Source organism: Modicisalibacter xianhensis, from assembly GCF_900113605.1.
Lineage (GTDB): Bacteria > Pseudomonadota > Gammaproteobacteria > Pseudomonadales > Halomonadaceae > Modicisalibacter > Modicisalibacter xianhensis.
In genome coordinates this window covers 27,989-50,908 of record NZ_FOPY01000005.1, presented here as the reverse complement: position 1 = coordinate 50,908, position 22,920 = coordinate 27,989, and the positions used below count along the sequence as shown (strand labels likewise).

Sequence of the window (22,920 nt, the reverse complement as noted above, 5' to 3'; positions counted from 1 at the left end):
TCAAATACGCCCTACACTGTCGCGATGGGAACCAGCGTACTGAAATCGCTACCGAGGGCATGTGGGGCGGTGGCTACCAAGCAAAAAACAGGAGCGAGACATGGAACATGCAGCACAGCGGGTAGCCATAGTCACCGGCGCCTCGCGCGGCATCGGCCAGGAAATCGCCTTCCGTCTGGCGGCGGAAGGCCTTGCCGTGACCGTCAACTATGCTGACAACATCGCCAAGGCTGAGGAGACCGTCACCGCCATCGAGGCCAACGGCGGCCGGGCGATTGCCGTGCAGGGCGACGTCTCCGACCCGCAGGACGTGGAACGACTCTTTCAGACCACGCTGGAGACGTTCGGACGCATCGATGTGGTGGTCAACAGCGCCGGTATACTGCACATGGCAACCATCACCAGCGATAACCTTGACCTCTTCGACAAGACCATCGCGACCAATCTGCGCGGGGCCTACCTGGTCATGGCGCAGGCTGCCCAGCACCTGAGCGAGGGCGGGCGGATCATCGCGCTAACCAGCAGCGTGATCGCCAAGTCGTTTCCCGGCTATGGCCCGTATATCGCCAGCAAGGCCGGTGTGGAAGGGCTGGTACGCGTGCTGGCCAATGAACTGCGTGGACGCCAGATCACCGTGAATGCCGTGGCGCCCGGCCCGGTGGCCACGGAGCTGTTCTTTGCCGGCAAGTCTGAGGACCAGGTCGCGCAGTTGGCGGCACTCCCGCCGCTGGAGCGCCTCGGTCAGCCCGAAGATATCGCCGGGGTGGTGGCTTTCCTGGCCGGCCCGGACGGTGCCTGGGTCAATGCACAGGTGCTTCGCGCCAACGGCGGGTTTGCCTGAGCTGAGTCGGGCGAAGCGCAGTGCGCGGGCGATAAAGTTGTGCCAGATTTTCTTCAGACTCGGCGCACATCGCCCGGGTACGGATCGGAGGCTGACCCGATGAACCGTCTCACCGCGAAGGATTTCCCGCCCGAATTGCTCGAACTCTACGATGGTTACGCTCACGGCCTGATCTCCCGGCGCGAGTTCCTCGACCGGGCCAGGCAGTACACGGTGGGCGGGATGACCGCTGTCGCCCTGCTTTCCGCCCTGAGCCCGAACTATGCGCTGGCGCAGCAGGTGAAATCCAACGATCCCGATATCCTGCCGGAATACATCGTTTATCCATCACCGAATGGCCATGGCGAGGTGCGCGGTTATCTGGTGAGTCCCGCGCGGATGGAAGGCCCCGTACCCGGTGTGGTGGTGGTACATGAAAATCGCGGGCTCAACCCCTACATCGAGGATGTCGCCCGCCGCGTGGCCAAGGCGGGGTTCGTCGCTCTGGCCCCGGATGGCCTGAGTTCCGTCGGTGGTTATCCAGGCAACGATGACGAGGGGCGTGAGTTGCAGCGGCAGGTCGATCCCGAAAAGCTGATGAATGACTTTTTTGCCGCGGTCGAGTATCTGATGGCGCACGAGGCGACCACCGGTAAGGTCGGCATTACCGGTTTCTGTTATGGCGGTGGGGTCGCGAATGCCGCGGCCGTGGCCTATCCGGAACTCGGTGCCGCCGTACCGTTCTACGGGCGCCAGCCCGATCCACAGGACGTGGTGCGCATCCAGGCGCCATTATTGCTTCATTACGCCGGCCTGGATACCCGGATCAACGAGGGCTGGCCTGCCTACGAGACCGCGCTGCAGGAACACGACAAGGTCTACGAGGCCTACATCTACCCGGGCGTCAATCATGGCTTCCACAATGACACCACACCGCGCTACGACGCGCAGGCCGCAGAACTGGCCTGGGCGCGGACGATCGCGTGGTTTCGGCGTTATCTCGCCTGAGCATGGTGAGCTGAAGCCATTACATTGTCACAATCTTCACTGCGCATCCTTCCGCAGGAGGGACCCATGAACAACACAACACCCGGGCACGTTGGCCCGCCAATCAAGATCCTGCCCGACGAAGGCGATGCCTTCGATTTTGGCGGGCTGGGCGTACACTGGAAGCTCGAAGGTGCCGCTACCGGCAAACGCTTCTCCGTTGTGCACCATCCTATCGCCCCCCATGCCCTGGCTGCCCCGTTGCACTATCACCACAATGAAGACGAGTATTCCTTTGTGCTGGAGGGCACGCTAGGCGCGCTGCTCGGTGACGATGTGGTGACAGCCGGGCCGGGAACGTGGCTGATCAAGCCGCGCAGGCAGTGGCATACTTTCTGGAATGCCGAGGATGTGCCTTGTCGAATCATCGAGGTCATATCGCCGGCCGGATTCGAGAACTATTTCCGGGAAGTCGCCGAGGCCTGGGGAGACAAGGAGCGCTTCGCGCAGATCAACGCCAAGTACTCGCTCGACATGGATTTCGATAGCGTGCCCGAGCTATGCAAACGTTTCGGCCTGACCTTTCCGGAACTGTAGCATCGAGTCGGAAAGGCGCTTAAGCGTATCAAGGAGGATAAAACGTCATGTCACATGACTGGGTCGCTTTTGCCAAGCAGCTTCGCTCCATTGCGCAGACGGGGCAGACCTACACCGACAACAAGTACGAACTCGAGCGTTACCGCCAACTCGAGGTGCTGACCAACCAGATGTTTGCGGTCCTGGGCGACGTGCCTATTGCCCGGGTCGAGAACTTCATCATTCCCGACGCAGGTTACGCCACGCCCAAGGTGGACGTGCGCGGTGCGGTATTCGATCAGGGTCGGGTGCTGCTGGTGCGTGAGATCAAGGATGGCCGCTGGACACTGCCGGGAGGCTGGGCGGACGTCAACGAGGCCCCGTCGTCCTGCGTGCTTCGCGAGATTATCGAGGAATCGGGCCATCGTGCCAGCAACCCGCGCCTGGCAATGCTCAAGGATCGCAGCCTGCATCCCTACACGCCCGTGTCGCCGGATCATATCTACAAACTGTTCTACCTGTGCGATCACGAGGGCGGCGAGTTCGTCTCGAACAACGAGACCGACGCTGCCGATTTCTTCGAGCTGGATGCGCTGCCGCCGCTCTCCGAGGGGCGCACCCTGGCCGAGGACATTCATCAATGCTGGGAGTTTCTCCAGTCCGGCGCACCGGGTATCTACAGCGATTGACTGGTCCAGATGGACATACGGGCGAGCATCAAGGCGTAAACGTTACTAGGCTATGTTCTGACCTGAACCAATCATCCCCAGCAAGGAGACGTCATGAGTCAGGACAGCGATTACACGCCACCGAAGGTCTGGACCTGGGAGAAGGAAAGCGGTGGTCACTTCGCCAGCATCAATCGGCCGATAGCCGGGCCCACCCATGACAAGGAGCTGCCGGTCGGCAAGCATCCGTTCCAGCTCTACTCGCTCGCCACGCCGAATGGCGTGAAGGCGGGCATCATGTTCGAGGAACTGCTGGCGCAGGACTTCGACGCCGAATACGACGCCTGGCCGATTCAGATCGGCGATGGCGATCAGTTCGGCAGTGGCTTCGTCGAGATCAACCCGAATTCCAAGATCCCGGCGCTGGTGGACTACAGCACTCCTGAGCCTACCCGGGTGTACGAATCCGGATCGATCCTGCTCTACCTCGCTGACAAGTTCGGTACCTTGCTGCCCGACCTCGAAGACCATGCTGCACGCACCGAGGCGCTCAACTGGTTGTTCTGGCAGATGGGCAGCGCCCCGTTCCTGGGTGGTGGCTTCGGGCACTTCTATAACTATGCGCCGACCAAGATCGAGTACGCCATCGATCGCTACACCATGGAAGTCAAGCGCCAGCTCGATGTGCTCGACCGGCGACTCGCCGAGTCGCGTTACTTGGGTGGTAACGCATATACCATCGCGGATATCGCCAACTGGCCCTGGTACGGGCAATTGGCGCTGGGGCGGCTGTACGAGGCTGGCGAATTCCTGCAGGTCGAAAGCTACGAGAACGTGCAGCGCTGGGCGAAGGAAATTGCCGAGCGGCCGGCGGTACAGCGCGGGCGCATGGTCAATCGCACCTTCGGCCCGCTCGAGGAGCAGTTGCATGAGCGCCACGACGCCAGTGATTTCAAGCTGAGGACGCAGGACAAGCTCGAGGCGCAAAGCTGATGTGAAACGCAGGCTAGAACGGCGGTGGCGTACGCTGCCGCTGCTGTCGCGCTGCTTCTGTCCACCATGTCAGATCGTCCGCGAAGCGGGCAAACGATTTCTCCAGTGATTGACCGGCCTCGCCGCTGGGTTGGCCGTCGGCATCCAGGGTCTTGGTGATCTGGCCGACGGCCACCGAGCTGGAGATGACCACCATGCCCATCTCGGCCAGCGTGCCATGCCATAGCAGGCCGGCACGCGCGCCGCCCAGGCGTCCGGCCGAGTAGCTGACAATGCCTGCCGGGCGCCAGAACCACTCTTCCAGAAAGTGGTCGGTCAGGTTCTTCAGGCCCGGCTGCATGCCCCAGTTGTATTCGCCGGTGACGAACACGAACCCGTCCGCCTCGCGGATCTTTCCCGCCAACGTCTCCATCGCCTCTGGCGCTTCGCCCGTCGGGTATTCCTTGTACATCCGGTCCAGCATCGGCAAATCGATCTGCTTGGCGTCGATCAGCTCCGCCTCAACTCCGCGAGACTGCAAGGTACGCACGGCGTAATCCGCCAGACGGATGCCGTTACGGTCGGAGCGATAGGATCCATAAAATACGAGGATTCGGTTGGCCATGGCAGGCTCCATGTCTCGGCGGGGTGTGATGCGCGTCGGTGCAAAGCGAAGCGATGAAAGGAAGCGTAGTACCGGGATGGTCGTGAAGCCATGGGAGGCGCAGGCTCAAGGGGTAGGCCAGCATGCAAACGCCCCATCAGGTTCACTTCTGATGGGGCGTTCTGCAGCAACTACTGGGATACGTCACATCAATTACTCTCGCTCTTCCTCGAACAGCTCCGACTTGGCGTCCCGCATCACGTGCTCGCACGCTGCTTGATGAGCGAACTGGGTGAGCAGGCCTTGGGTCACTTCGAAGCCCTTGCCGAGGCAAATGTCCATGTCTTCACGGCTCACTTCCGGTGTGACGTTGCAGTCGATCTTCAAGGTTCTTCCGCCGCCGTCCAGCTTGTCTGCGAATCCCCGCAGTCGCCAGGCGACGCGTTCTTTCCAGCTGGCGGATTCTTCTGCGCCTTCGTTCACGTTAAACGTGCATCGCCATTCAGGTTTGTAGACCTTCATGAGAGCCTCCTGCGCTGGTATCGATTGTCAGTGATCGATCGTGCTTTTTACTCCGTAATAACGTTGTCGCTATATCAGCATACTGTTTTTTTCCTGTCAGCACAGGATAGTGGCGTAACACTCGGTTGGTGTGGCGTAGCCCGTGGGTTATGGCTCACTCCGCAGGTTCAGGCAGGAAAGCTCCCACTGCAGTCAGGACCGGGAGCGACCGGAAACTGCTGGGCGATCAGGTGATCGGCCAAGGCGCGGGAGGCCAGGGCGAATTCCACCCGGGCGGACATCAGCGCGCTCAGATCCCGCGAGGCCCGGTCCTGCTCAAGGCGATCGAGGCGCAGCTTGGCATAGGCCAGCCGGCGCACAAGTGACGGATCGAAAATCACGTTGACCTGAATCGCCTGCAACGCTGGCGGCGCATAGGCATCATCCAGCGACTCGAAGGTAACCGCGATATCCATGAATTGACTCCTTGCCCGAGAGAGCCCGACGCCTTGGCCGGGTGCCCTGCATGATGTGCGGCCAAGGCGAAGGAAAAAATGTCGGTGAAATTGACTGTCGCAAGGGACAGCGGATTGGTGGGCGTGGCGGCTAATATTGTTTTGTCGTGGAGCGATTATCTTGAAGATAGCGTGTCCCCAACGGGCCGCCATGAGGAAAAAGCTCCTGAAAAAGTCAGCATCGTCAGGGCCCGCCGTCACTCGAGTTGAGCGGGCCCGGTCGTTCACTGCGAGTCGTCGACATACTTGCCGTGCGCTGGCAAGGCCAGCTTGTCGAAGTTCAGGGCCAGCGTTTCCAGTCCAGTCACCAGCTCGTCTCCCGACATCGGCCGGCCATGGCCGGTCATGGCCACGCTGGGTTTGAGCGCCGACAAGCGCTTGACCGACTCGCGGGCTTCGTCCCAGTCAGGCGTGAAATAGCGGGGTGGTCCGCTGATTTCCTTGTGCTGGGTCAGGACCTGATAAAGCTTGTCCTGGCGCACGGTAACGAAGGCGTCGCCGACGATCATGGCACGATCTTCGTTGCGAAAGAACGAGACATGCCCCGGCGTGTGCCCTGGCGTTGCCACCCAGCGCCAACCCGGCAGGCCGGGGACGCGGCCATCTTCCGGCAGCAGATGGACGAAGGGGCGCAGATTGACCGGCGTGTTGGGAAAATACCCCGATAGCTTGGCGATCAGTCCACCTTCAACGTCGGAGTCGGGATCGGGGTAGCGTTCCTCGCCGGTCAGGTAGGGCATCTCCTGGGGGTGCGCGTAGATCGGGACGCCCCAGTGTTCGGCCAGTTCCACTGCCGACCCGACATGATCGAAGTGGCCGTGCGTCAGCAGGATCGCCTTGGGGGGGACGTCTTTGCCGAAGCGGTGCATGGCGGCATCGACGATCTCTTCCATGGCGTCGGGCATGCCGGTATCGACGAGAACCCAGTCGTCGCTGTCGGGCAGCCCCACGAAATAGACATTGACGATCTGTACGGTGAGGCCGGCCACATCGGGCAGCACCTCGAAGAGGTCGCCGCTCTTGATCGAGGTCATTGGCATGTGCTTGTGGCGCAACGGATTGTCGGCCATGAGAATTCCTCCCTGAGGGTTTCGATACCACGCATCCGGCGTGGCGCATACCGCTAAATATTTCATGAGTCTAGCCTTTGCCGAATCCGTGCACAGGCCGGTCAGGTGACGAAAAGCGACACTGGGTAATCCGCGCGTTTCGGACGCCCGATTGGGCTAACTTGTTCTGCCAAAGGTAAGCAGAATGGGTTTTTTAAATGCCTGATGTGTTCTTTGGTAAGGAAAGGAAAGCTCCGGCTGTCGCCCGCTTGTCAGTGAAGAAACCGCTGCTAGCTTGAGAAAGCGGCATCGCTTGATCAGTAAACGGAATCACTGTCGAGACGGAGCAAGTTATGGTTATCAAGACCCCGAATGATCTGTTTATCCGCCTGCTTTCCGAAATCAATAGCGCGGAAAAGCAGATTACACGTGCACTGCCCAAGATGGCGCGTGCCGCCGACGATCCTCAACTGGCCGAGGCATTCAAGGAGCATTTGGAAGAAACACGAGGCCAGGTGGAGCGCATCGAGCAGGCTGTGGATACGATCCCCGATATTCGCGTCAAGCGGATCAAGAGCTATGCGATGGAGAGCCTAATCGAGGAAGGTCAGGAATTGATCGAGGCAGGTGAGAAGGGACCTGTGCTGGATGCCGCCCTGATCGGTGCGGCGCAGAAGGTCGAGCACTTCGAGATTGCCGCCTACGGTACGGTCATTTCCCTGGCCGGGCAACTGGGCTACACCGAAGCCAAGAACATCCTGGCCGAGACCCTCAAGGAGGAAAAGGCTACCGATGAGAAGCTGACGAAACTGGCCAAGAAGGATATTAATCAGAAGGCGGGATGACGCCACGCGTCGCCGCTTTCAGGGCAGGCCAACATGGTCTGCCCTTTGTGTATCCTCCCTTTGCATACCCGCCTCTCCGCAACTGCGACCTGGCTTGGCCGATACGCCCAGGCCGGCTACGCTCGCTATAAAAGCGATGGCCACCGCAGGTGCCATTGCCCTTCGAGGGGAGACGCTGGGATGAACGTACGCTGGACTACCATAGCAGTCCTGACATCGATGCTGACGGCCTGTGGTGATGTGGCCCGCCTGCCGGTATCGGCGGGTACCGGGCCCGATCCCATCCTGCCACCGCCCAGCGAGACACTGTTTCCCACCGTCAATATCGCGCCGGCACAAGGGTGGCCATCCGGTGGCAAGCCACAGGCGACCTTTGGCACCGAGGTGGTCGCCTTCGCTGACGGTCTCGACCACCCCCGCTGGCTCTATGTGCTGCCCAATGGCGATGTGCTGGTGGCCGAAACCAACCGCCCGCCCAAGGAATCCAGGGGCCTGAAGGCCAGAATCATGGGCTGGTTCATGAAGCGGGCGGGGGCGGGCGGCGAAAGCGCCGAGCGTATCACCTTGTTGCGCGATACTGACGCCGACGGGGTGGCGGATCAGCGTTCGGTGTTCCTGGAGGGACTGCATTCGCCGTTCGGCATGGCGCTGGTGGGTAACGACTTTTATGTGGCCAACACCGATGCCGTGGTGCGCTTTCCGTATCAAGAAGGCCAGACACGTATTACTTCGCCGGGCGAGACCGTCGTCGAACTGCCTGCGGGGCCGATCAATCACCACTGGACCAAGAGCCTGATCGCCAGTCCCGATGGCAAGCGCCTTTACGTGGGTGTTGGTTCGAACAGCAATGTGGCCGAGAGAGGAATGGACAAGGAAAAAGGGCGCGCAGCGATCTGGGAAATCGATCCGGTCACGGGCGAGCACCGCATCTATGCTTCCGGCCTGCGCAATCCGGTGGGCATGGCCTGGCAACCCCAGACAGGCGAGTTGTGGGTCGCCGTCAACGAACGCGATATGCTGGGCAGCGATCTGGTCCCGGATTACATGACGTCCGTGCAGCCTGGTGGCTTCTACGGCTGGCCGTACAGCTATTTTGGCCAGCATGTGGATGACCGTGTCGAACCGCAGCGCCCCGAGCTGGTCGAGCGTGCCATCGTGCCCGACTACGCCCTAGGCCCACATACCGCATCGCTGGGCCTGGCGTCTGCCGGGAACAATTCGCTTCCGGTACGCTTTGCCAGCGGCATGTTCGTTGGCCAGCACGGCTCATGGAACCGCAAGCCGCACAGCGGCTACAAGGTGATCTTCGTGCCATTCGAGAATGGCGAACCCGCCGGCTTGCCGGAAGACGTGCTGACCGGGTTCTTGAGCGAAGGGGGCAAGGCACTCGGGCGTCCTGTCGGCGTGGCCATCGATGCACGGGGCGGCTTGCTGGTTGCCGATGATGTCGGCAATGTCATATGGCGGGTCGACTAGCCAACCGGAACTCAGCCGATAAAAAAGCCGCCCAAACGGGCGGCAAACAGGACGGGCAATGATTCCCGTTCGGGACGCTTACTCCGGCATCAATACGCTATCGATGGCATGGATTACACCGTTACTGGCTTTGATATCAGCCTGGGTGACGGTGGCATCGTTGATCATGACCTGATCATTCTCGGTTGAGATGGAAAGCTCCTGACCCTGTACCGTGGTGAGACTATCCGCCCCCATGGCATCTTCGGCCATCACTTTTTCGGGCACGACGTGATAGGTCAGTACGCTTTTCAATTGATCCTGATTTTCGGGCTTGAGCAGGTCCTCCACCGTGCCTTCGGGAAGTTTGTCGAACGCGGCATCGGTTGGGGCGAAGACGGTAAAGGGACCGTCGCCCTTGAGGGTTTCCGTCAGGCCAGCGGCTTCAACAGCCTTGGCGAGTGTCTGGAAGTTGCCTGCCTCGCTGGCCGTTTCGATGATGTCCTTCTTCATGCCGTGATGATCGGCGTGGACCGCGCCAGCCATCGCCATTCCCAGAATGCCGACGCCAATCCAGCGGGTAGTATTGCTGACGAGTGCCTTCATGATGTGTTGCTCCTCGAACATGATCGTGGTGACACCAGGCATGTCGTTCGACAGGACCTATACAAAAACTAGACACAAATCTTCGAGACAACAAGATTTCTTGCGTAATGTTATGTGTCGGCAGTTTGAGCAGGCTTCAGGGCGTGAAAGTCATGCGATTCACCGAATGGGTGGACTCGATATGAAAGTTGTACAAGGAAGCGTTGGCTGGTTTCGAGAACTGATCGTTACGCGCTGGCATCGGATGCCGGAAACGACAACAGGCCTGCCAGATGGCAGGCCTGTTGTCGTTTCCACTTACCTGGCGAGTCTACCGACAGTGGTAGATATGAGCCGGCAGAAAGTTGAATGGCTCGAATTCACGTGATACGTCCGAAAATATCCGTCGCAGGGTGGAGAAGAGATTGGGTGAGAACTGATAAAGCAGAAAGGCGCCATTGGCCGAGATGACCTGACGCGTTGCGTTCAGGATGGATTCTCCGACCTCGGCCGGTAGGGTGCTGAACGGAATTCCGGCAATCACATAGTCGACCGATGCCAGGCCACGTTCCTCAATGATCTGCTGAACATCCGCCGCTGAGCCATGCACGACCTGAAGACGCGGATCCGGATAAGCCTGCTGGAGATAGTCGACGAAATCACCGTTGGTCTCGAGAACGATCAGTACGGCATCGGGGCGCATCTGACGCAGGATTTCCTTGGTGAAGGTGCCGACTCCCGGACCGTATTCCACCAGTACCTCGGCGCGCTGCCAATCGACATGATTCAACATGCGCCGGACCAGGTAGGGCGAGCTGGGAATGATCGATCCAAGCATCTTGGGATGCTTGAAGAAGTTCCTGGCGAAGAGAGCCATCTGGCGGCGCGGAGAAAGCTGGGGGTGGGTAGTGTGGTGGGGCGGTCGTTCGTTGATATTCATGCGTTCGCTCGGCAGGTGGACGAAGGGCACTTCTTCACGGTAGACCACCGTTCAGAGGAGGGAAAGAAACGTACCGGTAAGAAACCTGTCATGAATGCCCGATCGTGCCACGATGGCAACCATTAAAGAAAGGCTGCGCCGGTGATTGGCGCAACCTCTCGGGGTCAGAGCCGTCGGTCAGGACTTTCGGTTATGGGCCGGTTTGCCCTTCTGTGAAGAGGACGCCATCTTTTCCAGTTCTTCTTCGTCCATGGACTCATACATCTGCTTGGAGGCCCCCTCCAATTCGCTGACCTTCTTCTCTCCGCGCTTGGCGGCCAGGGCGGCACCTGCCGCCATCTGCTGGGCTTGGGATTTCGCTGGCATCGTCAAACCTCCTGTTTCACGAGGTACCGTGACTGCGGCACCAATCCATCGGGCCATTGACTGACAGGCAAGTCGTTGCCTGTGTCTCCAGCATAGTCAGACCCTGGAAGGCTAGCCAAATGACGTGAGACCACCAATGACCGGGGTACAATGCTGACGACGCAGGCCGACCGTTTCTACAAGACCAATCGACAGGCAGAGCATGCTGCTGATCTTTCTCGTCAATGGTGCCGTAGTGGCACTCGCCGTCTTCATCCATTACGAGTTCCTGTACCGTCTGACGGTACATCTACCGCGAATGAGACTGAGGCATCGCTTTCGCATCATTCTGGGCGTAAGCGTAGCGCTGGTGGCCCATGCCGTGGAGGTGTGGCTATTTGCTCTGGTGTATTACGTATGGAATCGCCTGGAGGGCTTGGGCCGGTTGGAGGGCAACTTCGATGGCAGTCTGCTGGACTGTGCCTACTTTTCCTTCACCACGTTCACCACGCTGGGCTTCGGCGATATCCAGCCGCACGGTGATCTGCGTTACCTGACAGGGATCGAGTCGCTGACCGGCCTGGTACTGGTGACCTGGACAGCCTCGTTTCTGTTCGTGGAGATGCAGCGCTACTGGAATACCCGATAAGCCACAAATGACATCGGCCCGCACAAGGGCGGGCCGACGGGATAAACGCTGATGGGCAAACGTCAGGCAGTCTCTTCGATCTCGGCACTGTGGTAGACGTTCTGCACGTCGTCGAGTTCGTTGAGCATGTCGAGCAGTTTCTCGAACTGGGCCACGTCGTCGCCGCTGATCGGCGTGGTGGCCTGTGGCAGGAACTGGATCTCATCGATTTCGAAGTCGATCTCGCCGAAGGCATCGATCAATGCCTGCTTGGCCTTGGCGTACTCGGTGTGAGGCGCGAAGACGGTGATGTGGCCGTCCTCGTTCTCGATATCGGTGACGTCGACATCGGCTTCCATCAGTGCCTCGAGCGTGGCTTCCTCGTCACTGCCGGCGAAGGCGAAGATGGCGCTGTGATCGAACATGTGGCTGACGCTGCCCGGCGTGCCGATCTTGCTCTTGGTCTTGTTGAAGCACATGCGCACGTCACCGAAGGTACGGTTCGGATTGTCGGTAAGACACTCCACGATGACCATGCAGTTGCCGGGGCCGAACCCTTCGTAGCGTGCCGCAGAATAGTCCTCGCCACCGCCGCCCTTGGCCTTGTCGAGCGCCTTCTCGATGACGTGAGAGGGCACCTGATCCTTCTTGGCGCGGTCCATCAGGCTGCGTAGCGCCAGGTTGCCGTTGGGGTCGACTCCACCCGCCTTGGCGCAGACGTAAATCTCGCGACCGTACTTGCTGTATACCTTGGTCTTGGCGGCGGCCGTCTTGGCCATGGATTCCTTGCGGTTCTGGAAGGCCCTACCCATGTCTTTGTCCTGTCAGGTTGTCATCGACGCGCGAATTTTACTCAACATCCGCCTAGTGTGGCAGGTTTATTTCCGCCATGGCCAGCTTGGTCCCGTGCAGGTGGCGGTCGCTCGTGTTTCCGGGAACAGAGTATGCCGGCCCGAACAGGCATGGCTTCATTAAGTATTAGGAAATTAGTTTTTTGTGTCATTGGAAGCATGAGTTTTTCTGCACTACCTTGTGGGTGTTTTTCATTCCATACCAACCCGGTAATGCCAGCAATGTTCATGATCCAGAAGACGCCCGCCTTGTTGACGGCGGTGTGGATGGCCTTTGCCTGCCAGGCGAGCCTGGCCGCGGATGCCCAAGGCGCCGAGGAACTCCAGCGCCAGGCGGCGAAACGCATGCTTCAGGGAATCCAGCGGCACGATGACCAGGCGTTATCCCGGGCGATGTCTCTCGCCGAGCGAGCCCTGGCCCTGTCGCCCGATAATGGCGGAGCCTTGCTCACCAGACTGCAGATCCAGCTCTATCGCCACCAATACGAGGAAGCGCTTGCCAGCGTGAACGCGGCGCAGCAACGCCATTCCGAGGACGACTCCCTGAGCCTGCTGCGCTGCATGCTGATTGGCAAAACACAGGGCAACGCGCCTGGTGACGCCTGCTACGCCGACATCGAACGCGACGACGCGAGTCAGCCAACCGAGCCGACGGCCGAAGCCCGGCACGCCAGCGATACTGGGTACGCAGCATCATTGGTCAGCTTCAATCGGGTAGGTGCCGCTATCCTGGGCGACTCGCCACACGCCAAGGTGCTAGCCGAGGCGTACATTGACCAAGCTAGGGAACTGGGTGGTATCGAGGCCGAGGATGTTGCCAGGCAGACCGTCGAAGCCCTGGAAAATGGAAGCTACGTCGATGAAGTATTGATGATCTAGCCTCCTTCAATCCTTGGAGACGTGGGTTCAGCCAAATGTCAGGTCAGCCTGGCTGAATCCACAAGAAAGACGACAATGACAGACGTTATCAGGTATTTCTGGTAACCTTGCTCACCTATCTCGACGGCAGCTATCCTCCCGTTCCGGTTTTCCTGCCCCGTTCCTGCCTGCCGTATCGCATCATCTGCCTTCTACAGGACCTCCGAGCTTGTCTGAACCTATCCGCGCCGAGGCCTTTGCCTCCTTGCCGTTGCTGCCCGAACTGCTGACGAACCTGGCCTCGCTGGAGTACCGGGCCATGACGCCTATCCAGGCCGAGAGCCTGCCGCTGATGTTGCAGGGCCGAGACGTGATTGCCCAAGGGCAGACCGGTTCGGGCAAGACCGCCGCGTTCGGCCTCGGCCTGCTGTCGCGCCTCGATGTGACCCGGTTTCATGTCCAGGCGCTCGTGTTGTGTCCCACGCGCGAGCTGGCCGACCAGGTCGCCAGCGAGATACGCAAGCTGGCGCGTACCCTGCCCAATGTGAAGGTGCTGTCCCTGTGCGGCGGCGCGCCGCTGGGCCCACAGTTGAATTCACTGGCGCACGGTGCGCATGTGATCGTGGGCACGCCCGGGCGTGTTGAAGAGCATTTGCGCAAGGGCGCGCTGGTGCTGGATGGGCTCGATACGCTGGTGCTGGACGAGGCCGATCGCATGCTCGACATGGGCTTTCAGGCGACCTTGGAGGCCATCGTGGCGTGCACGCCCGGGTCACGCCAGACGCTGTTGTTCAGCGCTACCTATAGCGAGGGCATCCGACCCGTCGCCGAGCGGCTGATGACTGATCCGGCGCATGTCGAGATCGCCTCGACGCATGACGACACCAGCATCCGGCAGCACTTCTATCGGATCGATGACGATGCCCAGCGCCTCGATGTACTGCGCCGGCTGTTGCTGGCACATGGCCCTGAGTCCAGCGTCGTGTTCTGCAATACCAAGCGCGAGACGCAGGCGGTCGCCGATGCCCTCTGCGACTTCGGCTTCAGCGCGCTGGCGCTGCATGGCGATCTGGATCAGCGTGATCGCGACCGCACCCTGGTCCTGTTCGACAACCGCAGCGTGTCGATCCTGGTGGCCACCGACGTGGCGGCACGTGGGTTGGATATTGCATCGCTCGATGCCGTGTTCAACTATCGTATCGCGCGCGATCTCGACGTTCACGTGCACCGGATCGGGCGCACGGGACGCGCGGGCAATCAGGGGGTGGCGCTGACATTGTATTCGCCCGACGAGGGGCATCGCCTGGTGCGGTTGGCGGAGCACCTGGGGCAGGACATCGTGGACGAACCGTTGCCCGGTGAATCGCGCGGCCAGGCGGCGTTCGTGCCTCGCATGGCGACGCTGCAGATCGATGGCGGCAAGAAGCAGAAGGTGCGGCCCGGTGACATTCTCGGTGCGCTGACCGGCGAGGATGGCATACGCGGCGAGCAGGTCGGGAAGATCAAGGTACTCGAGCGCAGTGCCTATGTCGCCGTGGAGCGAGACGTGGCTAGAATGGCACTCGAGAAGCTCGGCAAGGGCAAACTGAAGGGCAAGTCGTTTCGCGCGCGTCGCGTAAGTCGGTAGTGCAGTGTGATGAAGATACCCAAGAGATTACAGCCGCTGATCGACGAAGGCATGATCGATGAGGTCGTGGCTCAACTGATGAGTGGCAAGGAAGCGCAAGTTTATGTGGTGCGCTGTGGCGATACGCTACGTTGCGCCAAGGTCTTCAAGGAAGCCAAGCAGCGCAGTTTCAAGCAGGCAGTGCAGTACCAGGAAGGCCGCAAGGTCCGCAACAGCCGTCGCGCCAGGGCGATGTCCAAGAAGACCCGCTACGGTCAGCGCGAGCAGGAGGAGGCCTGGCTGAACGCCGAGGTCGATGCCCTGTATCGCTTGGCCGCTGCCGGCGTCCGTGTCCCGCAGCCCTACGCCTTCGTCGACGGAGTACTGCTGATGGAGCTGATCGCCGACGAGGAGGGTTACGCCGCGCCGCGCCTGGACAACGTCACGCTCAGCGAGGCGCAGGCCCGCGACTACCATGGCCGGATCATCGCCGACGTGGTGCGCATGCTGTATGCCGGGCTGGTGCATGGCGACCTGTCCGAATTCAACGTGCTGGTCGACCGTCATGGCCCCGTGATCATCGACCTGCCACAGGCCGTCGATGCCGCAGGCAACAACAATGCGGCACGCATGCTCGAGCGCGACGTGGACAACATGCGCGCCTACTTCGGCCACTTCGCCCCGGACCTGCTGAATACCGACTACGGTAGGGAAATCTGGGCGTTGTATGAAGCAGGTGAGCTGCACCCGGACGTCAAACTCACCGGGCGCTTCGAATATGACACTGCCAGCGTCAATGTCGATGACCTGATGGCCGTGATCGACAATGCGCTGGAAGAAGAGGCCGATCGTCGCGAGCGTGCCCGCGACGACTGGGAGGATGAGCCGCGTTAAGCGTCTGCCATGCCGTGGTTCCAGTGAATCACAAAACGACAACGCTCCACGGGCAGGCAGGCAGTGTCGTTGCACGGCTGCAGTTGCAGTTCGAGACCCAACGGCGCGCTGACGCGCTCCCGGGCGGTCAGGTCAATGGCAAGCTGTCCTGCATAGCCGGCTTCGCCTGTCGTCATGGGCTGGGGAGAAGGATAGTGAATCGCCACCTCCTGCCAGTCATCCCGGTTGACGACCTTGAGCTGTGTGGCCTCGGCTCGCTCCAGGTCATGGGCCTGGATATGCCAGCCCGGGGCCAGCTCTATATCGACGATCACCTGTAGCTGGGTCTCGCTGGCTTCGACGACACGATACCCGGTGCGGATCGCGCCACCCGCCAAATATTGGCACGGGCCGGGGGGGGGTGTTTGCCAGCGCTGCAATCCTAGCAGGAAGACCGGACTTGCCAGCGGCATCTGGACTACACGCCCTGAGAAAGCCTCGATGTGACGCTCGATGCGTGCAGGGAGCGTGGGATCACCGCTGCGCTGATGCAGGGCAATGAGAACAGTCAGCATCTGGGCGTTACCGCACACGGTGGCGCCGTCCATCAGCGGCTTGCTGCGGACTAGCTGAGGGCCGGGGTTATCCATGGGCGCGACGTAGTAGCCGCCGTCGCGGGTGTCGGCATGCTGGGCTTCCAGTTCGTCGAGCAGGGCCAGTGCGCGATCGAGCCACAGGCGCTGATGGGTCAGGTCGTAAAGGTCGATGAGCGCCTGCATGAAATGCGCATAGTCCTCGAGTTGGGCATGCACGGACGCTACACCACCCAGGCTAGCCCGCCACAGGCGGCCGCTTTGCGCGTCGCGATGGTGTGTCCAGAGATCTTCGGCGGCAGCGATGGCCGCCTGGCGATAATCGTCGCGTTCCAGTGCGTATGCAGCCTGCGCCAAGGCGGCAATGACCATGCCGTTCCACTCGGTGATCTGCTTGTGGTCGCACAGTGGATGAGGGCGCTGCTTGCGAAGCTCGTAGAGGTGGCGGTCGATGCGCTGTAGTGCCTCGTCCAGGTCACCGCGCGTCATGCCCAAGGCCTCGGCAACCTCGTCCAGTGAGTAGGGCAGATGCAGCACGTTGGCGCCCTCGAAGTTGCCGGTACGGCTCACACCATACACCGCGCGGCACAGCGCCAGATCTTCGTCGTCCAGTTCGTGGGTCAGTTCGGCATAATCCCAGACGAAGTACTTGCCTTCCACGCCGTCGCTGTCGGCATCGGTCGCCGAATAGAAGCCGCCGCGTGGCGAGCGCATGTCGCGCAGCACGAAATCCAGGGTCTCCTCGGCGATGCGGCGGTATTCGGGCTGGCCGGAAAGCTGCCAGGCCTGCAGGTAAACGCTGGCAAGCTGGCCCTGGTTGTAGAGCATCTTCTCGAAGTGCGGAATCAGCCAGGACCGGTCCGTCGAGTAGCGGTGGAAGCCGCCACCGATCTGATCGTAAATGCCGCCATGCAGCATGCCATCGAGCGCTTGGCGGACGACCTGCCAGGCCGGCTGGTCATCCAGCGCGCGCGGGTCGTGGCGGATCGTCTCCAGCAGCAGGAACAGGTTGGGCTCGTGGGGAAACTTGGGGGCCTCGCCAAAACCGCCATGGTCGCGATCGGCCTCGTCCAGCAGGGTTGCAGTGGCCTGCTCGACCAGCCCGTCGGGGAGCTGGGCGACGGCAGAGGGCGACAGGTGCTGTCGAATGGCGGTATCAAGCGTGTCGGCATCCTCGAGCAGCCGTTCGCGATTGTCGTGCCAGATTTCCTGAACCTGGCCGAGCAGACCCATGAAATGATCCTTGGGGAAGTACGTGCCGCCAAAGAATGGGCGACCATCAAGGGTCAGGAAACTCGACAGGGGCCAGCCGCCATGACCGGTGATGAGCTGCACGCCTGTCATGTAAAGGGTATCGAGATCGGGGCGCTGCTCGCGGTCGACCTTGATGGCTACGAAGTAGCGGTTAAGCATTTCGGCGACTTCCTTGTCGTCGAAGCTCTCCTCTTCCATGACATGGCACCAGTGGCAGGTGCTGTAGCCAATGGACAGGAACACCGGCTTGTCCTCGCGGGCGGCCTTGGCAAACGCCTCGTCGCCCCAGGAGTACCAGTCGACCGGATTGTGGGCATGCTGAAGCAGGTAGGGTGAATCCTCGAGAATGAGGCGGTTGGTATAGAGTGGCTCCCCCTGGTCGTCGCGGTAGCGAGTGCGCACAGGGTAGAGGCTGCGTTTTCGCTCTCGCGCCTGGCAAAGGTCGTCTGGCGTGGCCATGGCAGTCTCCTGTTCCTTGGATCGTACGACGAAAGTGTAGCAGTCAGCCCCCTGGCTAGACCTTCGCATAGTTTTTCATATGGCCTTCGCATCGCCCCTCTCCCCAATTCTGTCCGAAGACGCTTAACACGCTACGCTGAAGAGCTCATGCAATCATCGATCAAGGAGACAGTAATGAAGGTCGTTACCCTGCGCAGCCCCGGCGGGCTGGAACGTCTCGAGGTCAGCGAACGTGATGGCCCTGGCGAGCCGGGCCCCGGCGAGATCCGTGTGCGCCTGCATGCCAGTTCTCTCAACTTCCACGATTACGGAGTGGTCTCGGGAGTCATGCCCACCGAGGATGGCCGCATCCCGATGTCCGACGGCGCCGGCGTGGTCGAGGCTGTCGGCGACGGTGTCGATGAATTCAAGCAGGGCGATGCGGTGGTGTCGTGCTTCTTTCCCTACTGGCAGGACGGGCCGGCGCGTGTCGGCGATTTCAAGACCACGCCCGGTGATGGCATCGACGGCTATGCTCGCGAGCAGGTGGTCTGCCCGGCAACTTGGTTTACCCTGGCGCCCAAGGGCTACAGCCATGCCGAGGCTGCAACATTGACTACCGCCGGACTGACCGCTTGGCGCGCGCTGGTGGTCGACGGCCAGCTCAAGGCCGGCGATACGGTGCTGGCACTAGGGACCGGTGGCGTGTCGATCTTCGCGCTGCAGATCGCCAGGATGATGGGCGCACGAGTCATTGCCACGTCGTCCTCCGACGAGAAGATCGAACGGCTCAAGGAGCTTGGCGCCGAGCACACCCTCAACTACCAGCGCGAGCCAGAATGGGGCAAGCGCGTCAAGGAATTGACCGAGGGGCGCGGTGTCGATCACGTCATCGAGGTCGGTGGTCCCGGCACCCTGCCGCAATCCATCGATGCGGTACGCATCGGCGGGCACATCTCGCTGATCGGTGTGCTTACCGGGCGTGGCGGCGAGATTCCCACTGCCAAGCTGATGGCCAAGCAGGCCCGCCTGCAGGGGCTGATCGTGGGCAGTCGCACGCACCAGCAGGAAATGATTCGCGGGCTGGAAGCGGGCGGCCTGCGCCCGGTGATCGACCGCTCGTTCGCTCTGGACGAGATCGCCGATGCCTTCCGCCACGAGGAGTCGGGTAAACACTTTGGCAAGATCTGCCTGGAATTCTGAGCCATTTGACGCATCATGGGGCGGCCAGGCAAGCCACCTGGCCGCTACTGACAACCCATGATCGATGGAAGGCTTCATGAAAAGGATATCGTCACTGACTGCCCTGGTGACCCTGACACTGGCATCGCCGCTCTTTGCCGCAGGGGGTGACACCGAGTGGTCCTATTCCGGGCCGCAGGGCCCCCAGCACTGGGGCTCGTTGTCGCCGGAGTTCGCGACCTGCGGCTCGGGCAAGAACCAGTCGCCGGTGGATCTGGCCGGGATGATCGAGGGCGATCAGCCCACTCCCCAGTTCCACTATGCCGAGTCCGGCGAGACGCTGGTCAATAACGGCCATACCCTGAAAATCACCTATCCCGAAGGCAATGCCCTGACGCTCGACGGGCGCCGCTATGCATTGAAGCAAGTGCATTTCCACACGCCGAGCGAGTACACCATTGATGGCCAGACCTACCCCATGGAGGGGCATCTGGTACATGCGGATGCGCAGGGCAACCTGGCCGTCGTTGGCGTATTGTTCGAGGAAGGCCAGCCTAACGAGGTCTTGGCCGCGCTTGGAAAGGAGTTGCCCGCACAGGGAGAACAGCGTGACCTGACAGGGGAGAGCCTGTCGCCAACGGCATGGTTACCGACGCAGCGCGAGCATTACCGGCTCAACGGCTCGTTGACTACGCCACCCTGCACCGAAGGCGTGCGCTGGCTAGTCATGAAGGCGCCTGTGTCGGCGTCGTCCTCGCAGATCGATGCCGTTCGGGAGGCCATCGGCCATGCCAACAACCGGCCGCTGCAACCCGTGAATGCACGTCTGATCGTCGAATAAGGCTACACGAACCTGACAACGCTGTTGGGCATGCGAAACCTCGGGGCGCAATTCACAGGCGCCCCGAGGCTTTTTCTGCCTGGCTATTCGGCCGGGCCCAGGCGGGCCATCGCCTGGCCGAGATAGGTCAATACCTCATCATCCACCCAGGCACCCTGGCGCAGCGCCGGTTCCTGCTGATGGGCGCGGCGCAGCTTTTCATGAGTGCGCGGGTCGTCACCGGCGTAGGCCCGGAACAGCGCCAACCAGCGTCTGGCCAAGTATTGCGCTTCGGGGGCATGTGCGGCGATACCGTCGCGCATGGCCTGGCGCAGCTCCGCGAGCAACGACGGCCACTTGAGCATCTGTTGCGGATAACGGGCACTGACAAAGGCGAATTCCTCGTCAGACAAATAGCGCCGGTAAATCGACAACTGATCTTTGGCGAAGGCGCGCTGCACGTAGTCTGCCATGGCGGGCGTAATGCCCAGTCTGGCCTGCAAGGCTGGCGTCTCCCGGTGCATGGCCTCTAGCTTGCCTAACAGGGCCGGGTCGCTGGCAGTGTCCCGTTCCAGGGCCACCATCCAGCGGCGGGCCAGGGCGCGGGCGGCGTCGTCATGCGGTGGTATATCGCCTTGCATCAGTTCGTGCGCCTCAGCAGCCAGTGCCTGCCACTCGGACTCGCGAGCGTTATCGGGGCAGAGAAAGGACAGGCGCTCGCGCTCATCGGCGGTGAAATGCGTATCGTACATAGTCATCAACTCCAGTGTGGTCAGCCAGTCGGCCGGATCGGGAGCCTCGTCGCGTGCCAGTTGTTCACCGAGCCGGGCCAGGCGCTTGCGCAGGGTCGTCTTGCGGGCGAGTTCTGCGTCGAGTGCGGCGATCTGGCGGGTGATCACGGCGGGCAAGGTCGTTTCCGGCCGGTCCAGGACGGTGCCGATGTCCGCCAGCGGCATACCCAGTTCGCGCAGCGCCAGGATGCGGTGCAGACGGGCGATATCATGGGCGGCGTACAGGCGATAACCGGCATCCGAGCGCACCGAGGGCGAGAGCAGGCCGATAGTGTCGTAGTGGTGCAGGGTGCGGACGGTGAGTCCGCAGCGACGAGCCAGTTGGCCGACACGTAACAGCATCGAATAACTCCTGTGGTCAGTGCGCCAATGCATGCTGGCGCCTCACGTCGCGTGAGGGTCAAGCGTTGATGACGGGCAGGGCGGCCAACGCGGCAGCCGATACCCAAGGAAGTAGGAGATCGGCTATAAATGGCGCGTCCTTTCGTGACGCGTCTTGTAAGCCTCTTTCTTTATCGATTCCCGGCCGCGTAGCTTACGGTGCTTTCGGGGCCGGGCTCACTATGTGGGCGCCAAGTGCCTCTCGCCTGATCTAGAAGAAGAAGGAAAATCGCTTGCCCTCCATCTATCAACTGAAACCTGCGTTTCAGCGTCTGCTGCGGCCGGCTGTGCGTGCCCTGGCGCAGCGTGGCGTGACCGCGAACGCCGTGACACTGCTGGCTGCCGGGCTGTCCGTGGCGGTCGGTACCTGTATCGCCGCCTGGCCGGGCGAGGCCTGGCCGTTGTTGCTGTGCCTTTGTTTCTCTTCGTGCGCATGGCGTTGAATGCCATCGACGGCATGCTGGCCCGTGACCACGCCATGCAGTCGCGTCTGGGGGCGGTACTCAACGAATTGGGGGATGTCGTGTCAGACGCCGCGCTCTACCTGCCGTTGGCCCTGGTGCCAGGGTTGCCCCCGGCACTGTTAGTGGCGATCGTGGCCTTGGCGATTATCAGCGAGATGGCAGGGGTGATTGCCTTGCAGGCCGGGGCCCGACGGCGTTACGACGGACCGATGGGCAAGAGTGACCGGGCTGTGGCGTTCGGCGCCCTGGGTCTGTGGCTGGGCCTGGGCGGGCCGACCGGCACGTGGCTGACAGTCCTGCTGGCAGTCGTCGCGCTATTGGCCGGGCTGACGATCTTCAACCGCTCACGGGAGGCGCTGCACGAAGGGGGATGTTCATGAGCGACTTCGGTGTGCCTGCAGCCGTACTTGCCGCCCTGGCTGGCATCCTCGGGCTGCTGGTTGTGGCTTCGCTGGCCACGGCGGTCCTGCGTCACCGGCTGAACGAGGCCGCCCACCGCGAGCTCAGGCAGCGTGTGCAATCGTGGTGGGTGATGGTCACCATCTTTGCGATAGCCATCGTGCTGTCGCGCAATGTTTCACTGGCCTTCTTCGCCTTCGTGTCGTTTCTGGCCTTCAAGGAATACCTGTCGCTGATCCCCACGCGTCGTGTGGATCGGCAGGTGATCTTCTGGGCCTACCTGCTGATTCCACTGCAGTATGTGACGATTGGCCATGCCTGGTACGGGATGTTCGTGATTCTCGTGCCGGTCTATGGGTTTCTCCTGTTGCCCATGCGCATGGTGCTACTGGGCGAGACCCGCGACTTCCTGCGTGCTGCCGGCACATTGCATTGGGGGCTGATGGCCACGGTGTTCAGCCTCAGTCACGTGGCTTACCTGCTGGTACTGCCCGAGGCGGTCAATGCAGGCATCGGTGGGGCGGGGCTGGTGCTGTTCCTGGTTTTCCTGACCCAGTTCAACGATGTTGCCCAGTACGTATGGGGCAAGGCCTGCGGGCGACACAAGGCGCTGCCGACCGTCAGCCCCGGCAAGACCGTCGAGGGGCTGGTCGGCGGTGTACTCACCACGACCGTACTGGGCGGGCTGCTGGGCGAGTGGCTGACGCCGCTCTCCCTGATGGAGTCGTTCCTCGCTGGATTGCTGATCGGCGTCGCAGGCTTCATCGGTGACGTGACCGTTTCGGCGCTCAAGCGCGACCTCGGTGTCAAGGACAGTGGCAGCCTGCTGCCGGGCCACGGCGGCATTCTTGATCGGGTCGACAGCCTGGTTTACACCGCGCCGCTGTTCTTCCACTTCGTCTACTACTTGCATTACTGAT

26 protein-coding genes are annotated in these 22,920 nt (G+C 61.4%); 16 read left to right on the top strand and 10 right to left on the bottom strand.

The annotated features are described in order from the left end of the window. Nucleotides 1-100 precede the first annotated feature (100 nt). The 5 genes from BM194_RS06810 (at nt 101) to yghU (ending at nt 4,044) form a co-directional block, all read left to right on the top strand. Nucleotides 101-841 carry an SDR family oxidoreductase gene (locus BM194_RS06810; protein WP_092845078.1) on the top strand — a complete coding sequence of 247 codons (741 nt, stop codon included), beginning with the start codon at nt 101-103 and terminating at the stop codon, nt 839-841. Between the two features lie 99 nt (nt 842-940). After that, nucleotides 941-1,828: a YghX family hydrolase gene (yghX, locus tag BM194_RS06805; protein ID WP_092845076.1), complete on the top strand. Its 888-nt coding sequence runs from the start codon at nt 941-943 to the stop codon at nt 1,826-1,828. Between the two features lie 66 nt (nt 1,829-1,894). After that, entirely contained in the window at nt 1,895-2,404 is a 510-nt protein-coding gene (locus tag BM194_RS06800; RefSeq protein WP_092845074.1) for a cupin domain-containing protein, read from the top strand. Between the two features lie 47 nt (nt 2,405-2,451). Then, nucleotides 2,452-3,072, top strand: a complete 621-nt coding sequence (locus BM194_RS06795; protein WP_092845072.1) for an NUDIX hydrolase — start codon at nt 2,452-2,454, stop codon at nt 3,070-3,072. Nucleotides 3,073-3,165: 93 nt separating this feature from the next. Continuing rightward, nucleotides 3,166-4,044 carry a glutathione-dependent disulfide-bond oxidoreductase gene (gene yghU, locus BM194_RS06790; protein WP_092845070.1) on the top strand — a complete coding sequence of 293 codons (879 nt, stop codon included), beginning with the start codon at nt 3,166-3,168 and terminating at the stop codon, nt 4,042-4,044. Between the two features lie 13 nt (nt 4,045-4,057). Here yghU and BM194_RS06785 read toward each other — a convergent pair whose 3' ends face one another. The 4 genes from BM194_RS06785 to BM194_RS06770 all read right to left on the bottom strand — a co-directional run bounded on the left by BM194_RS06785 (nt 4,058) and on the right by BM194_RS06770 (nt 6,713). Then, nucleotides 4,058-4,648: an NADPH-dependent FMN reductase gene (locus BM194_RS06785; RefSeq protein WP_092845068.1), complete on the bottom strand. Its 591-nt coding sequence runs from the start codon at nt 4,646-4,648 to the stop codon at nt 4,058-4,060. Nucleotides 4,649-4,840: 192 nt separating this feature from the next. Then, nucleotides 4,841-5,149 (bottom strand): hypothetical protein, encoded by a 309-nt coding sequence (locus BM194_RS06780; protein WP_092845066.1) that lies wholly within the window; start codon nt 5,147-5,149, stop codon nt 4,841-4,843. A gap of 167 nt (nt 5,150-5,316) precedes the next feature. After that, a complete protein-coding gene (locus tag BM194_RS06775) occupies nt 5,317-5,604 on the bottom strand; it encodes a hypothetical protein (protein ID WP_092845064.1) in 288 nt (95 codons plus the stop codon). 263 nt (nt 5,605-5,867) lie between these two features. Continuing rightward, nucleotides 5,868-6,713 carry an MBL fold metallo-hydrolase gene (locus tag BM194_RS06770; protein WP_092845062.1) on the bottom strand — a complete coding sequence of 282 codons (846 nt, stop codon included), beginning with the start codon at nt 6,711-6,713 and terminating at the stop codon, nt 5,868-5,870. A 332-nt stretch (nt 6,714-7,045) separates the two neighbouring features. On the opposite strand from BM194_RS06770, the gene BM194_RS06765 reads away from it, so the two are divergent. Together BM194_RS06765 and BM194_RS06760 are read left to right on the top strand one after the other, a co-directional pair. Continuing rightward, entirely contained in the window at nt 7,046-7,537 is a 492-nt protein-coding gene (locus BM194_RS06765) for a YciE/YciF ferroxidase family protein (RefSeq protein ID WP_092845060.1), read from the top strand. Between the two features lie 180 nt (nt 7,538-7,717). Then, nucleotides 7,718-9,013 (top strand): PQQ-dependent sugar dehydrogenase, encoded by a 1,296-nt coding sequence (locus BM194_RS06760; protein ID WP_092845058.1) that lies wholly within the window; start codon nt 7,718-7,720, stop codon nt 9,011-9,013. A 78-nt stretch (nt 9,014-9,091) separates the two neighbouring features. On the opposite strand, the gene BM194_RS06755 is transcribed toward BM194_RS06760, so the two are convergent. The 3 genes from BM194_RS06755 to BM194_RS06745 form a co-directional block, all read right to left on the bottom strand. After that, complete coding sequence (locus BM194_RS06755; protein WP_218155377.1) at nt 9,092-9,598, bottom strand: fasciclin domain-containing protein; 507 nt, start codon at nt 9,596-9,598, stop codon at nt 9,092-9,094. 310 nt (nt 9,599-9,908) lie between these two features. Next, nucleotides 9,909-10,517 carry a class I SAM-dependent methyltransferase gene (locus tag BM194_RS06750; protein ID WP_143097577.1) on the bottom strand — a complete coding sequence of 203 codons (609 nt, stop codon included), beginning with the start codon at nt 10,515-10,517 and terminating at the stop codon, nt 9,909-9,911. Between the two features lie 177 nt (nt 10,518-10,694). Next, a complete protein-coding gene (locus BM194_RS06745; protein ID WP_092845056.1) occupies nt 10,695-10,883 on the bottom strand; it encodes a DUF3008 family protein in 189 nt (62 codons plus the stop codon). Nucleotides 10,884-11,085: 202 nt separating this feature from the next. On the opposite strand from BM194_RS06745, the gene BM194_RS06740 reads away from it, so the two are divergent. Beyond that, complete coding sequence (locus tag BM194_RS06740) at nt 11,086-11,511, top strand: potassium channel family protein (protein ID WP_092845054.1); 426 nt, start codon at nt 11,086-11,088, stop codon at nt 11,509-11,511. 62 nt (nt 11,512-11,573) lie between these two features. Here BM194_RS06740 and BM194_RS06735 read toward each other — a convergent pair whose 3' ends face one another. Then, nucleotides 11,574-12,302 carry a YebC/PmpR family DNA-binding transcriptional regulator gene (locus BM194_RS06735; protein WP_092845052.1) on the bottom strand — a complete coding sequence of 243 codons (729 nt, stop codon included), beginning with the start codon at nt 12,300-12,302 and terminating at the stop codon, nt 11,574-11,576. 267 nt (nt 12,303-12,569) lie between these two features. Here BM194_RS06735 and BM194_RS06730 point away from each other — a divergent pair, with 267 nt between their 5' ends. The 3 genes from BM194_RS06730 to BM194_RS06720 all read left to right on the top strand — a co-directional run bounded on the left by BM194_RS06730 (nt 12,570) and on the right by BM194_RS06720 (nt 15,699). After that, entirely contained in the window at nt 12,570-13,220 is a 651-nt protein-coding gene (locus BM194_RS06730; protein ID WP_143097576.1) for a hypothetical protein, read from the top strand. Between the two features lie 208 nt (nt 13,221-13,428). Continuing rightward, nucleotides 13,429-14,826, top strand: coding sequence for an ATP-dependent RNA helicase DbpA (gene dbpA, locus BM194_RS06725; RefSeq protein WP_244890895.1), 1,398 nt, complete (start codon nt 13,429-13,431; stop codon nt 14,824-14,826). A gap of 9 nt (nt 14,827-14,835) precedes the next feature. Further along, on the top strand, nt 14,836-15,699 hold the full coding sequence (locus BM194_RS06720; RefSeq protein ID WP_092845048.1) for a PA4780 family RIO1-like protein kinase: 864 nt from the start codon (nt 14,836-14,838) through the stop codon (nt 15,697-15,699). Here BM194_RS06720 and BM194_RS06715 read toward each other — a convergent pair. After that, complete coding sequence (locus BM194_RS06715; RefSeq protein WP_092845046.1) at nt 15,696-17,984, bottom strand: DUF255 domain-containing protein; 2,289 nt, start codon at nt 17,982-17,984, stop codon at nt 15,696-15,698. The two genes, BM194_RS06720 and BM194_RS06715, sit on opposite strands and share 4 nt — an antisense overlap. A 174-nt stretch (nt 17,985-18,158) precedes the next feature. On the opposite strand from BM194_RS06715, the gene BM194_RS06710 reads away from it, so the two are divergent. Together BM194_RS06710 and BM194_RS06705 are read left to right on the top strand one after the other, a co-directional pair. After that, entirely contained in the window at nt 18,159-19,166 is a 1,008-nt protein-coding gene (locus BM194_RS06710; RefSeq protein WP_092845044.1) for a zinc-dependent alcohol dehydrogenase family protein, read from the top strand. Nucleotides 19,167-19,242: 76 nt separating this feature from the next. Further along, nucleotides 19,243-19,986 carry a carbonic anhydrase gene (locus BM194_RS06705; protein WP_092845042.1) on the top strand — a complete coding sequence of 248 codons (744 nt, stop codon included), beginning with the start codon at nt 19,243-19,245 and terminating at the stop codon, nt 19,984-19,986. A gap of 83 nt (nt 19,987-20,069) precedes the next feature. Here BM194_RS06705 and BM194_RS06700 read toward each other — a convergent pair whose 3' ends face one another. After that, nucleotides 20,070-21,098 (bottom strand): MerR family transcriptional regulator, encoded by a 1,029-nt coding sequence (locus BM194_RS06700; protein WP_092845040.1) that lies wholly within the window; start codon nt 21,096-21,098, stop codon nt 20,070-20,072. A 272-nt stretch (nt 21,099-21,370) separates the two neighbouring features. On the opposite strand from BM194_RS06700, the gene BM194_RS20880 reads away from it, so the two are divergent. From BM194_RS20880 to BM194_RS06690, 3 genes are read left to right on the top strand one after another with little or no spacing between them, the layout of a single operon-like run. Further along, on the top strand, nt 21,371-21,580 hold the full coding sequence (locus BM194_RS20880; RefSeq protein WP_244890894.1) for a hypothetical protein: 210 nt from the start codon (nt 21,371-21,373) through the stop codon (nt 21,578-21,580). Then, the gene (locus BM194_RS06695; RefSeq protein ID WP_244890893.1) at nt 21,547-21,981 is read left to right on the top strand and encodes a CDP-alcohol phosphatidyltransferase family protein; all 435 of its coding nucleotides are present in this window, start codon (nt 21,547-21,549) and stop codon (nt 21,979-21,981) included. The genes BM194_RS20880 and BM194_RS06695 overlap by 34 nt, the downstream gene beginning before the upstream one ends. Further along, a complete protein-coding gene (locus BM194_RS06690) occupies nt 21,978-22,919 on the top strand; it encodes a phosphatidate cytidylyltransferase (RefSeq protein ID WP_092845487.1) in 942 nt (313 codons plus the stop codon). The genes BM194_RS06695 and BM194_RS06690 overlap by 4 nt, the downstream gene beginning before the upstream one ends. Nucleotide 22,920 lies beyond the last annotated feature (1 nt).